Origin of the sequence: Flavobacterium sp. (assembly GCF_039930565.1) — a bacterium.
In the GTDB taxonomy this organism is placed as follows: domain Bacteria; phylum Bacteroidota; class Bacteroidia; order Flavobacteriales; family Flavobacteriaceae; genus Flavobacterium.
The window spans coordinates 32,249-44,450 of record NZ_JBDTTP010000029.1 but is presented as its reverse complement, the minus strand read 5'-3'; the positions used below and the strand labels follow the sequence as shown (position 1 = coordinate 44,450).

The 12,202-nt window shown below is 32.5% G+C and carries 12 protein-coding genes; 9 read left to right on the top strand and 3 right to left on the bottom strand.

Annotation, left to right across the window (positions count from 1 at the left end; all coding sequences use genetic code 11):
* From uppS to murI, 5 genes are all read left to right on the top strand, one after another.
* Positions 1 to 505: polyprenyl diphosphate synthase (uppS, locus tag ABI657_RS09355; protein WP_348096988.1), on the top strand; the 505-nt coding region annotated here is incomplete at its 5' end.
* Complete coding sequence (locus tag ABI657_RS09350) at positions 438 to 3,164, top strand: POTRA domain-containing protein (protein WP_348096987.1); 2,727 nt, start codon at positions 438 to 440, stop codon at positions 3,162 to 3,164. The genes uppS and ABI657_RS09350, both read left to right, overlap by 68 nt.
* Before the next feature lie 39 nt (positions 3,165 to 3,203).
* Entirely contained in the window at positions 3,204 to 4,190 is a 987-nt protein-coding gene (locus ABI657_RS09345) for an OmpH family outer membrane protein (RefSeq protein WP_348096986.1), read from the top strand.
* Positions 4,191 to 4,203: 13 nt separating this feature from the next.
* Positions 4,204 to 4,707 carry an OmpH family outer membrane protein gene (locus ABI657_RS09340; RefSeq protein WP_348096985.1) on the top strand — a complete coding sequence of 168 codons (504 nt, stop codon included), beginning with the start codon at positions 4,204 to 4,206 and terminating at the stop codon, positions 4,705 to 4,707.
* Between the two features lie 106 nt (positions 4,708 to 4,813).
* Positions 4,814 to 5,590 carry a glutamate racemase gene (gene murI / locus ABI657_RS09335; RefSeq protein ID WP_348096984.1) on the top strand — a complete coding sequence of 259 codons (777 nt, stop codon included), beginning with the start codon at positions 4,814 to 4,816 and terminating at the stop codon, positions 5,588 to 5,590.
* 1 nt (position 5,591) lies between these two features.
* On the opposite strand, the gene ABI657_RS09330 is transcribed toward murI, so the two are convergent.
* Both ABI657_RS09330 and ABI657_RS09325 read right to left on the bottom strand, forming a co-directional pair.
* A complete protein-coding gene (locus ABI657_RS09330) occupies positions 5,592 to 6,827 on the bottom strand; it encodes an aromatic hydrocarbon degradation protein (protein WP_348096983.1) in 1,236 nt (411 codons plus the stop codon).
* Complete coding sequence (locus ABI657_RS09325; protein WP_348096982.1) at positions 6,827 to 8,149, bottom strand: DUF4270 family protein; 1,323 nt, start codon at positions 8,147 to 8,149, stop codon at positions 6,827 to 6,829. The genes ABI657_RS09330 and ABI657_RS09325 overlap by 1 nt, the downstream gene beginning before the upstream one ends.
* A gap of 268 nt (positions 8,150 to 8,417) precedes the next feature.
* Between ABI657_RS09325 and ABI657_RS09320 the strand changes: the two genes are divergently transcribed.
* The 4 genes from ABI657_RS09320 (at position 8,418) to ABI657_RS09305 (ending at position 11,675) form a co-directional block, all read left to right on the top strand.
* Positions 8,418 to 9,425, top strand: a complete 1,008-nt coding sequence (locus ABI657_RS09320; RefSeq protein ID WP_348096981.1) for a kelch repeat-containing protein — start codon at positions 8,418 to 8,420, stop codon at positions 9,423 to 9,425.
* Entirely contained in the window at positions 9,373 to 9,750 is a 378-nt protein-coding gene (locus ABI657_RS09315) for a DUF4907 domain-containing protein (RefSeq protein WP_348096980.1), read from the top strand. Before ABI657_RS09320 ends, ABI657_RS09315 begins: the two co-directional genes overlap by 53 nt.
* The gene (locus ABI657_RS09310; protein WP_348096979.1) at positions 9,751 to 10,866 is read left to right on the top strand and encodes a histidine kinase; all 1,116 of its coding nucleotides are present in this window, start codon (positions 9,751 to 9,753) and stop codon (positions 10,864 to 10,866) included.
* 92 nt (positions 10,867 to 10,958) lie between these two features.
* Positions 10,959 to 11,675: a LytTR family DNA-binding domain-containing protein gene (locus ABI657_RS09305; RefSeq protein ID WP_348096978.1), complete on the top strand. Its 717-nt coding sequence runs from the start codon at positions 10,959 to 10,961 to the stop codon at positions 11,673 to 11,675.
* A gap of 1 nt (position 11,676) precedes the next feature.
* Here ABI657_RS09305 and ABI657_RS09300 read toward each other — a convergent pair whose 3' ends face one another.
* Positions 11,677 to 12,195, bottom strand: coding sequence for a gamma carbonic anhydrase family protein (locus ABI657_RS09300; protein ID WP_348096977.1), 519 nt, complete (start codon positions 12,193 to 12,195; stop codon positions 11,677 to 11,679).
* Between the last annotated feature and the right edge of the window lie 7 nt (positions 12,196 to 12,202).

The window sequence follows — 12,202 nt, the reverse complement described above, 5'->3', positions numbered from 1 at the left end:
TTTAATGAAATTGCTTATCAATTCATTAAAAAAAGAATTGGTTACACTGCAAAAAAACAATATTAAGCTGAACGCAATTGGCAATCTTGAAAAATTACCAAAATCAGCACAAAAAGAATTGTTGGATGTTATAGAAAAAACAAAAAACAACACGCGACTAACACTGACTTTAGCTTTAAGTTACGGCTCAAGAGAAGAATTGGTAAGTGCAATTAAAACCATTTGTGATAAAGTTAAAAATAATATAATTTCAATAGACAGTCTTGACGATTCAATTATAAATGAGCATCTTTACACGCAAAATTTACCAGACGTAGATTTATTAATACGAACAAGTGGAGAACATAGAATAAGTAATTTTTTGCTCTGGCAGATTGCCTATGCAGAATTATATTTCACCAATGTCCTCTGGCCAGACTTTAAAGAACAAGATTTATATGAGGCTATTATTAGTTATCAAAAAAGAGAACGCAGATTTGGAAAAACCAGTGAACAAATTAAATAATTTTTTAGTGTTACAAAAAAGTATAAAAATAGTCCTTACTCTAGTTCTCTTGGGTAGTTTTTCTCAAATAAAAGCACAAGACAGAATCCCTTTTGACCAGGGAAAACAATACATTCTTGCCAAAGTTTCTGTTGTTGGTAAAATAAGTTTTAACGAACAAACTGTTGTAACATTTTCAGGGCTTCAAAAAGGACAGCAAATTACCGTTCCTGGTGAAGAAATAAGCGGAGCAATTAAAAAATTAGGTAAACTTGGTCTTTTTGACGAAATTAGTTTTTATGTAAACAGAGTTGAAAATGACAGTATTTATCTGGACTTAAACATAATAGAACTTCCTAAGTTAAATGAAGTAAAATTTGTTGGTATTAAGAAAAGTAAAGTTGAGGGACTCATAAAGGACAATAGTCTAACTAAAAGTAAGATTGTAAACGAAAACTTAATTACAACTACAAAAAACTATATCGAAAACAAATATAAAAAAGAAGGTTTTTATAATACAAAAGTTACTATTACAACTACTCCAACCGATTCTGTTTCAGGCCATAATGTCAATATGCTTGTAAGGGTAGATAAAGGAGATAAAGTTAAAATAAGAAGCATCGATTTCGAAGGAAACAAACAGCTGACAGATACCAAATTGAGAAGCAAAATGAAAGACACGAAACAAAAGAATGTATTTCGTGTTCTAAAATCTTCAAAATTTATTCCTGAAAAATACAAAGCCGATCTGGAGAAGGTTATTGCAGCCTATAAAGAAAAAGGATATCGTGATGCCCGAATTATTTATGATTCTGTTGTTTACAACAAAGAAAAAAACATGCTTGATATTAAAATTAATATGGAAGAAGGAAACAAATACTTCTTTGGAAATATTAAATTTTTAGGCAATACCGTTTACTCGGATCAATTATTAAATCGTTATTTGGGAATCAAAAAAGGAGAAACTTACAATGGTGTCTTACTTGAAAAAAGAATTGCCGACAAAACCAAACCTGATGCAGAAGATATTACGAATTTATACCAAAACAATGGATATTTATTTTCTAACATCAATGCCGTAGAGGTAAAAACTGTCAATGATACTATCGATTTTGAAATCAGAATTACTGAAGGTCCAATTGCTTATTTTAATAAAATATCAGTAGTTGGAAATGATAAAACGAATGATCATGTTATTTATCGTGAATTAAGAACCAAACCTGGGGAAAAATATAGCAAAGAACAATTGGTCAGAACAATACGTGAAATTGGACAATTAGGATTTTTTGATCCTGAGGCAATTGATCCTAAATTTAAAAATGTTGATGCTGCTGCCGGAACTGTTGACATTGAATATAATCTGGTTGAAAAAGGATCTAGTCAGGTTGAACTGCAGGGTGGTTATGGCGGAGGAGGTTTTATAGGGACTTTAGGACTGTCATTTAATAACTTTTCAGCAAGAAATATATTTAACAAAGAGGCCTATAAACCATTGCCAATGGGAGACGGTCAAAAAGTATCACTTCGTTTGCAGGGAAGTACCTATTTTCAAACTTACAGCGTTTCTTTCTCAGAGCCATGGTTTGGAGGGAAAAAACCGGTACAATTCAGCACCTCTATTTCATACAGTAAACAGTTCTTAAACAACTACCAAACACGAAGAGTAGATAAAAGTCAAAGCTTTAATATTTTTACTTTACAGGTTGGTTTAGCTAAAAGACTAACTGTTCCTGATGACTTCTTTGTATTGTCACAATCTGTAAGTTATCAGCATTATGATTTAAATAATTATAATACCGGTTTATTTACTTTCGGAAATGGGGCTTCAAGAAACTTAGCATACACTATTGGACTTTCCAGAAGCAATAAAGGAGTAAACCCAATATTTCCTACTTATGGTTCTGAATTTAGTATTTCTGCCAAAGTTACGCCTCCTTATTCTTTATGGAATGGTATTGATTATGGTAAGCTTGGAGAAAAAGAGGAATACAAGTTAAAAACTACTGAAGATATCAAAGATTCATTTGGCAATATTATTACTCCAAAAGGAACTTATCTTGATGCCAACAGAAACCCTGTTGGAACTGCTGATGAAGCAGGTGCAGACCCAGCTAAGGTAGACCAGAAGAAATACAATTGGTTAGAATATTATAAAGTTAAATTTAAGGCAGACTGGTATACTAAATTGTATGGTAAATTAGTTTTAAGAACATTAACTGAATTTGGATTCTTAGGAGCCTATAATCAGGACAGAGGTCTTGTACCTTTTGAGCGATTTTATTTAGGTGGGGACGGAATGGCCAATTACTCTATGGATGGCAGGGAAACAATACAATTAAGAGGTTACGAAAATAACTCCCTGACACCCGTAAATGCAAATGGAGAACAAATTGGAGCAACCGTTTATAATAAATTCTCTATGGAATTACGTTATCCAATTACATTGAAAGCATCTGCCTCTATTTATGCATTGGCATTTTTAGAAGCGGGTAATTCTTATGCAAAGTTTAATGAGTATAATCCATTTGATTTGAACCGTTCAGCTGGTGTTGGTTTACGGGTATTCATGCCGGCTTTTGGATTATTAGGTGTTGACTGGGGTTATGGATTTGATCCTCAGCCAGGTGAAACTAAAGCGCATGGTAAGGAAATCCATTTTATTATTGGACAACAATTTTAAAAAGTTAATTGGTTAAAAATTCAGAAATAAAGTAATGTTATGAGAAAACAATTTTTATTTATATTTTTAGCCTTGATTGTAGCTCATACAAGTCAGGCTCAGACAAGATCGACGCGAATTGGCTACATTGACATGGAGTATATATTAGAAAATGTTTCTGATTACAAAGAAGCCAAAGCTCAGCTTGAAATAAAAGCTCAGAAATGGAAACAGGAAACAGAAACAAAAAAGCTTGAAATTAATAAGTTAAAGGAAAATCTTAAAGCCGAAAAAGCTTTACTTACAAAAGAACTTATTGATGAAAGAGAAACTGAAATTAAATTTTTAGAAACCGAAATGCTGGATTATCAGCAAAAACAATTTGGTTCTAACGGGAATTTAATGTTTCAAAAAGCAGCATTGGCAAAACCAATACAAGATCAGGTTTTTACAGCTGTTCAGGATATTGCAGAGGCTAAAAATTATGATTTTATTTTCGACAAATCTTCTGATTTGACTATGCTTTTTTCAGCAAAACGATTTGATATCAGCGATCAGGTCATCCGTGTGCTAAACAGGACAGACAAAAGAGAGCAGCTGACCAAAAAACAATTAAAAGAACAGGAAACGAAAGAAAATCTTGAGAATGCTATTGATGAAAATCCGGCTATGGCAGACAGGCAAAAAGCCCTGGATGAAAGAAAAGCAGCACGAGAAAAATTGCTGAGTGATAGAAAACTGGAACAAGAAGCCAAGAAAAAAGAATATGAGGACAGACGAAATGGTATAGCAGCTGAAAGAGAGGCGAAAAAAAATGGCACGATTTCTGAACCTGTTAAAACAGAAGGAACAAAAACAGAAACTGCAAAACCGGAGACTACTTTAAAAGGTGCACCTGCTGAACAAAAAGCTGAAGAAAGACAAAAACTTTACGAACAACGTAAAAAAGAATTAGAAGAGAAAAAAAAGAAAATCTTAGAAGAAAGGGAAGCTGCTAAAAAAGCAAAAGATCCTTTGACAGAGAAAACAAATACGACCAATAATTAATTAATATTTTAAAATGATGAAACAAATCAAAACTTTACTAATTGCTGCAGTGCTTATTTTAACTGCAAACAATACAATGAATGCGCAGGCTAAAACAGCTCATGTTGATGTTAGCGAAATTATGTCGAAGATGCCTGCAATGCTTGATGCTCAAAATCAATTACAGAAATTAAGTGGTACATATGATGCTGAATACAAAAAAATGATTGAGGAATATCAAACGAAAATCAAAAAGTACGAAGCCGAGGCTGCCACTACAACTGAAGCAATAAATGGTGAGCGTTCAAAAGAAGTTCAGGACATGCAAAAAAGAATTGGTGATTACAGGGACAACGCACAAAAAGAACTACAACAAAAAGAAACTGACATCGTAAAACCTCTAATGGAAAAAGTTAAAGCATCTATCCAAAAAGTGGGTAAAGCTAAAGGTTTCCAATATGTATTAGATGGTTCTACTCTTTTATTGTCTGATGGTCCAAACTTGACTGCTGACGTTAAAAAAGACTTAGGGTTTTAAAAAAATATTTTTTTTATAAAAACTGCTCACTACTTTTTAAAGTTTGAGCAGTTTTTTTTATTATTTTGAAAAATAAATTTGTATCAAAAATATGTAAATTTGTTTTATGACAAACAACAAACCTATTGGGATTTTTGATTCCGGAATTGGAGGAACATCTATTTGGAAAGCAATTCATGAACTGCTTCCTAATGAAAAAACCATTTATTTGGCAGATAGTAAAAATGCTCCTTATGGTCAAAAAACCAAAGAGGAAATTGTTGCTTTAAGCAAAAAAAACGTTGACTTTTTATTGGCTAAAAACTGCAAATTGATTGTTGTTGCTTGTAATACGGCTACTACAAACGCTATAAGTGAGCTTAGAGCTGAATATGACATTCCGTTTATTGGTATTGAACCAGCTATTAAACCCGCCGCAAACAACTCTAAAACACAGGTTATTGGCATATTAGCTACAAAAGGAACACTGAACAGTGAACTGTTTAATAAAACTGCAGAAATGTTTCATGACACCAAAATTATTGAACAAGTCGGTTATGGACTGGTTCAGTTAATTGAGGATGGAAATCTGAATTCGCCTGAAATGACCCAATTGCTCGAATCCTATTTAAAACCTATGATTGATGCCAATATTGATTATCTTGTTTTGGGATGTAGCCATTACCCCTATTTAATTCCACAGATTAAAAAAATACTGCCTGAGCACATTCATATTATCGATTCTGGAGAAGCTGTCGCAAGACAAACTCAAGCTATTTTACGTGAAAAGGTTGGGTTTTGTGATTCAGAAAAAATGAACCCTGTTTTTTATACCAATACAAATCCAATGGTTTTAAATACAATTTTAGATCAAAAATATCCTATTGTCCAGGCAGATTTTTAAACTATTCTATTTTTCGCCTGACAAACCAGATGCCGTCCAAAGATAAATTGAGTGATACTTTATGGTAATTTTCTTTTATCAAACCATCCCCTATTTTGCCATTTTGCCCGTAGGAATAGGCAATATTTACAGCAGAAAAAGTATTCTCTATTGGTAAGGAAATACCAAAAGAAACAGCACCATTATTTACTCTTTTTCCATCCACTTCCAGATAGCCTGTATCAAAATTAAATCCTGTCCCAAATTGAATCCTGTCCCAATAATTTCTGACATTTTTTTTGTTCATAAAAGTAAATCCAAGAGCGAATCTATCCTGGTTTACAAAATCACCATATAATTCTGATTGATTTGTACTGTTCCAAAAACTTTTTTCATAATCGAATGACAGGTTTAAATTGTTCTTAAATCGCTTACTGATTCCAAAACCAATTTCCAATGGCATGTAATAATCCTCTGTATCTGAAGCTATATCAGATTCTACAGTCGTTATAACTTCATTTGCAACCGTTTGAACAGATTGTACTTTTGAGGCATTAATCCGGGTTGGTGCTTTAAAAGTTGTGGCTATGGTAAAAGTTGAATCTATTTTATATTGTATTCCAAGAGTTGCACGTAACCCGTTATAATTAGTTTTTTTACTGATAGCTGTAATTGAATTTGCTACTGTATAATTTCTATCATCAGTAGTAGTACCAAAAAGCAAAACTGCCGAAACCCCAACAGACAGTTTCTTATTTATTTTATATCCATACGAAAAATCAAAATTATTAAGTCCACCTGCTCCTATTGCATCTAAAGTGTAATATTCTGAACTGTTTTCAACCGGTAGTTTTAAATTTGATATTTTAAATGAAGCGCTCGAATAAGGCCTTAATGAAACACTAAATCCTGATTTTTTTGTAACAGGAAAAGCAAAAGCAATATGCGAGAATTGAAAATTATTACGCTTTTCTGATTTAGAACTACTTTGAAAAGTAGTTCCAATAGCCTTTCCTCCTATATCAAACATGAAATGATTTTGAGGCAGGTAACCTAAAGAAGCCGGATTAAGGTTATTGATAAAATCATCAGATGGCAAAGCAATTCCTGATGAACTAATTGCCGGGATTGATCCGAAATCTGAATCATACAAACTTCCCAAACCATATAGGGAATAAGGTGAACTCGAGATACTTTGTGAAAAGGAGTTCAGGTACATTAAAATAAGACAGCTTAAAAAGGCGTATTTATTTTCCATTAATAAGAGATGTAATAAATTTTCAGTTGAATTTTGTTATTCGAATTTTTTTGGTCTCCAAGTATGAGCCTGTCAACAGTTTTAGCAATCCCTGGCAATGTTAATATCAATGCTGATTTAGAATCAGACTGCCTTAACATTTGTTTTTGCAAAAAACTGCCTACTGAGACGGAATAACCAATATTTTCATTAAACTCGTCACTTTTTTTATTTAAAAGCCCATAAACAGAACTTCCCGCAGAATTTAATAACATACCACTAATCCTGTTCAGCTTATCAGCGACATAAATCTGTAATGAATCCTTTAAAGGAAATTTTTCAGAATAGGAATTATTCACCGGTTTCAGAATCAATTCAGCATCGACTATTGAACCCTTATCAGAGATATATTTAAGCTGTTTAATGTTGGGGAAATCTATTCTGCAAGCAACTCCTGTCCCAGACTGAACAAATCCCTGACGGTTGGTTAGTGAACTCGATAAATTACTACTTGAAACAGGTAAATTTTGAATTAAAGTCCCGGTTTTGTCCAATGAAATAGAATTGAACTGTTTTGAAGCATCCAAAATCGTAAAATCTTTTACAATGGAAGTCTCGGCATCTCCTTGATATTTCGAGTAATACAATCTTACTTTACTAGTTAAATTAAATCCTATTACACTTGAGTTATTTGATGTTGAAGGAACAAGAACAAGACCTTTTAAGTATTCTGAAAAAGTTTCAAAATCTGTAATCTCCCTTTTTTTTAATTTTTGGAAAAGCGCTTCACCAAACACCGCATTCATTTTAATATTGACAGAATCCTTTTCCTTAGGACGAGGTTTATACGAGATACTGCCTAAAGCCTCACTACTATAATTCAATGCCGAATTATTATAAAAAGAATCATCGTCGGTATTCGGTTTTATTTTTTGCGTTACCCGATGAATATTAAAAGTCTGAACTTTGGTCGTATCTCCATAATAATAATTATCATATTTTAAAATCATCGATATAGAGTCAAAAACGTAATTAGGCGCATTCGTATCTGACCCTTCGCTCAGCAAAGTATAATGATCTGAAGCGAGTTGAAAATAACTTTCCGATTTTATTTTTCCAAAAATAGCATCATCGTAATTTCCAATTAAAATCCGGCTTTGACCAGAAGTAACCAATGAATCAAAGTTGATTGTAGACATCTCAACTGTTACTGTATCAATTAAAATCACCTTATTGCTTACTGACAAATAATCAGATCCTACAACAAATTCTCCGGCATCGGTATCAGTTCCACACGACATTATAGTTATGAGGAACAACGACATCAATAAATACTTATACATAATACTATTTTTGAACAAATATAAAAGCCCGATTCTGAACATTACCATAACATATACAGCCCGCCACTTTTATACTATAAACGGAACAAAACAATCTATAATTGGTTTTTAAAATCAATTATTCCATTCGACTGGCAGAAACACAGTTTAGTCTATAAAAAAGGGGTATACATATATCTTCTTTTTTTTAAAACTGTTCTGCTACTACATTTGACATCATTAAATAATTAAAAAAAACTATAGAACAAATCCACATAACATTACATATATGAATACTTTAAAAAAAGGAATATTATTCGCGGCACTATTTTCTAGTCTATTTTTTATAGGCTGCAATAACGACGACGACGACGATGATTTAATTGGAAACTGGATTAAAAAATCAGCTTTTGACGGACCAGCCAGATCAAGCGCTACCAGCTTTGTCATTGGTGATTATGCTTATGTTACTACTGGTTACACAGGAGACGAGTATTTAAACGATTTATGGGCTTACAACTCAAATGAAGATTATTGGGAACAAAAAGCTGATTTTCCCGGAATAGGAAGAAGTTCAGCATCAAGTTTTGAACTTAACGGCAAAGGCTATATTGGTCTTGGATATGATGGGACAAATAAACTAAAAGATTTTTATCAATATGACCCTGTTGGTGACAGCTGGGAATCAAAAGCTGAATTTAAAGGAACAGCACGTTATGGTGCAGTAGGCTTTCAGGTAGGCGGAAAAGCTTTTTTCGGTACTGGTTATGATGGAAATTATTTAAAAGATTTTTACCGATATGATGATATTTTGAATTCCTGGTCAATTGTGAGCGGATTTAGTGGTAATAAAAGACGTAATGCCACGGTTTTTGTTATCAATAAAAAAGCCTATTTAGGTACAGGCGCAAATAACGGTATTAATCAGGAGGATTTTTGGGAATTTGACCCATTGACTGATGTCTGGACAAGAAAACGCGACATTGACCAAGACGATGATGATGATTACAGCTACAATGATGACTACGCTATAACACGCTCTAATGCTTCCAGTTTCAGCATGAACGGATTGGGTTATGTCGTTGGTGGCGAAAATATCAAAACTGTTTGGGAATACAATCCAACAACTGATCTCTGGGAAGAAAGAACGTTAATGGAGGGGTCAGCAAGAACTGATGCAGTAGCGTATGCCATAAATAATCGCGGTTTCTATATGTTAGGAAGAACAGGATCTACTTATTTTGATGATGCCTGGGAATTTAAACCTCTGGAAGAGCAAAATGATGATGACAATTAATTCCTTGAACTCTAAATTCTTCCGGAACAATCTCTGGAGGAATTTACTTTTAATTTTATTTCTTCTGCAATTTACAGCCTGTTTAAAAAACGAAAAATTCCAGGTAAAATCTATAAAAACAAATTTAGGCTGGGGTTATACTATTGCAAAGGGTGATAAGGTTATAATAAAACAAACTATCATTCCAGTGATTAGCAAAAACAAAAGTTTTTATTCGGAGGAGGACGCACTGAAAGCAGGGGATTTAGTAGTAAAAAAGCTTAATCAAAACATATCACCATCTATGACAAAAAAAGATTTAATTTTATTAAAAATTAAAATCTAAATGAATATAGGTGTTATTAAAAATACAAATTCAAATAAAGTTTTGTTCCATAGTATTATATGGACCTTCTTTATCCTGACTTCATTGATACAGTTTTATGAAAGTCCATTCAGGATCAATAATGATTTTTATGTACAATGGGTAACAGGAATTGTATTATTTTATCTGAACTATTTTTATATGGTTCCTGCTTTGCTTTTAGAAAAAAAATACTGGCTGTATTTTTCATTTGTGCTTGCTTTGATATTACTTTTTATGGTGATCAGGATTAATTATTTCATTCCTGAATTCAACCATCTACGACCTATAAGTATGCTATCTCCCAAAATGTTACCCCCGGATGTTTCAGATTTCATTAAAGAAGGGAGAAATATAAAAATAATAAGAGCCAGACAACCCCTTTTTTTTAAGATTGGCCCTTCCTTGTTTTATTTTTTAATTATTACCATAAGTGCTATTATTAGAACACTTTCAGAATTTTACAACAATCAGCAGAATAAACTAATAGCGGAAAGCCATAGAACGAATACTGAATTGATTTATCTCCGTAAGCAAACAAATCCACATTTTTTATTCAATTCTTTGAATAGTATTTATTCCCTCGCGCACAAAAAATCTGATTTGGTGCCTGATGCAATAGTCACGTTATCTGAATTAATGCGCTATATGCTGTATGAAACTGATAATAAAACGGTGGCTTTAGAAAAAGAAATAAATTACATTCAAAACTACATTGAATTACAAAAACTCAGACTCAATAATATTGAGGACATTGTTATAAATGTTCACGGTGATACTAAAAACAAGTTTATTGAACCTTTGCTTCTCATTTCATTTGTAGAAAATGCTTTTAAATATGGTACAGATTATAAAGGTGCAGCCCACGTTAAAATCAGGATTTTCATATTAGATAATAATTTGGATTTTCAGATTGAAAATACGATCGAAAATTATGTGAAAGATCCCGACAATTCCGGAATTGGCTTAGCCAACATTCAAAACAGACTTGATTTACTATATTCTAATGCGCATGAACTTATTATTACACAGGATAACCAATATTATCGTGTAGATTTAAATTTGGAATTAGATAAGATTCAGACGGCAATAAATTAAATTCGCTTTTTATGAAAATTTTAAACTTAATTCACCGCTTTCAAGTTATTTTTATTGCCGAAACAAAACTTTAAAATCTAATTTTTCAACAAATGAAATGTGTAATTATAGACGATGAGCCTTTAGCAGTTGAATTATTAGAAGATTTTGTCAATAAGATAGATTCTTTAGAATTGTTGCGTACATTTAATAACGCTATTGATGCTATTTCATTCATCAATCAAACTAACGTTGATTTAATCTTTCTTGACATTCAGATGCCGCATTTTTCAGGAATTGAATTTTTAGATACTATCGAAAAAAAGCCTTTAATCATTTTTACAACTGCTTATTCTGATTATGCCGTTGAGGGATTTAATCTTGGCGCTGTTGATTACCTGGTAAAACCCATTCCATTTCATAGGTTCTTAAAATCGGTTGTAAGGGCACAGCAAATTTTTAATTCGGGTTTATCTGTTCAGGCAATTTCCGAAACTACAACTACACCGGAAATAGATAAGGATTTTATGTTTGTAAGGGCAGAATATGAAAATGTAAAAATGAATTTTTCGGAAATCCTTTTTATTGAAGGTTTAAAGGATTATGTCAAAATTTACACTATTGATAATAAATTTACGCTTACCTTAATCAGTTTAATAAAACTTGAAAATTTACTTTCAAGTAAGGGATTTTCGAGAATTCACAGATCTTATATCATCAATATTAAACATGTAAAATCAATACAGAAAAATAAGGTTTTGATAAATGGCAAACGAATTCCTATTAGTGAAAGCTACAAAAATGCTTTTTTTGAAAGAATCAATTTATAATTTATTCTTCTTTTTTAAACCAGCCTGAATACATTACATAATTATTTGAAATACGTTCAATTTCGCCTGCAAAATCAGATTGATCAATATCTTTTACCTTTCTCGCTGGAACGCCGGCATAAATACTACCGGAAGTCACAACTGTATTTTGCGTTAAAACAGCACCTGCAGCAACAATAGAATTACTCTCTATTATGCAATTATCCATTACAATCGCACCCATTCCTATTAAAACATTATCATGTACTGTACAGCCGTGAACAATTGCATTATGCCCAATTGACACATTGTTTCCTATAATAGTAGGATGTTTTTGATAAGTGCAATGTATAACTGCTCCATCCTGTATATTTACCTTATTCCCGATTTTAATAAAATGTACATCACCACGAATAACGGCGTTAAACCAAACACTGCAGGAATGTCCAAAAGAAACATCTCCTACAATAGTAGCATTTTCGGCTACATAGCAATCACCCGGGATTATAGGTGATTTTCCGTTTACAGATTTAATGAGCATAATAAAA

What these genes read in the sequence shown, in the direction of transcription:
- ABI657_RS09350 (WP_348096987.1), top strand. Translation starts at nt 438, where the DNA reads ATGAGGCTATTATTAGTTATCAAAAAAGAGAACGCAGATTTGGAAAAA.
- ABI657_RS09345 (WP_348096986.1), top strand. Translation starts at nt 3,204, where the DNA reads ATGAGAAAACAATTTTTATTTATATTTTTAGCCTTGATTGTAGCTCAT.
- ABI657_RS09340 (WP_348096985.1), top strand. Translation starts at nt 4,204, where the DNA reads ATGATGAAACAAATCAAAACTTTACTAATTGCTGCAGTGCTTATTTTA.
- murI (WP_348096984.1), top strand. Translation starts at nt 4,814, where the DNA reads ATGACAAACAACAAACCTATTGGGATTTTTGATTCCGGAATTGGAGGA.
- ABI657_RS09330 (WP_348096983.1), bottom strand. Translation starts at nt 6,827, where the DNA reads ATGGAAAATAAATACGCCTTTTTAAGCTGTCTTATTTTAATGTACCTG.
- ABI657_RS09325 (WP_348096982.1), bottom strand. Translation starts at nt 8,149, where the DNA reads ATGTATAAGTATTTATTGATGTCGTTGTTCCTCATAACTATAATGTCG.
- ABI657_RS09320 (WP_348096981.1), top strand. Translation starts at nt 8,418, where the DNA reads ATGAATACTTTAAAAAAAGGAATATTATTCGCGGCACTATTTTCTAGT.
- ABI657_RS09315 (WP_348096980.1), top strand. Translation starts at nt 9,373, where the DNA reads ATGATGCCTGGGAATTTAAACCTCTGGAAGAGCAAAATGATGATGACA.
- ABI657_RS09310 (WP_348096979.1), top strand. Translation starts at nt 9,751, where the DNA reads ATGAATATAGGTGTTATTAAAAATACAAATTCAAATAAAGTTTTGTTC.
- ABI657_RS09305 (WP_348096978.1), top strand. Translation starts at nt 10,959, where the DNA reads ATGAAATGTGTAATTATAGACGATGAGCCTTTAGCAGTTGAATTATTA.
- ABI657_RS09300 (WP_348096977.1), bottom strand. Translation starts at nt 12,195, where the DNA reads ATGCTCATTAAATCTGTAAACGGAAAATCACCTATAATCCCGGGTGAT.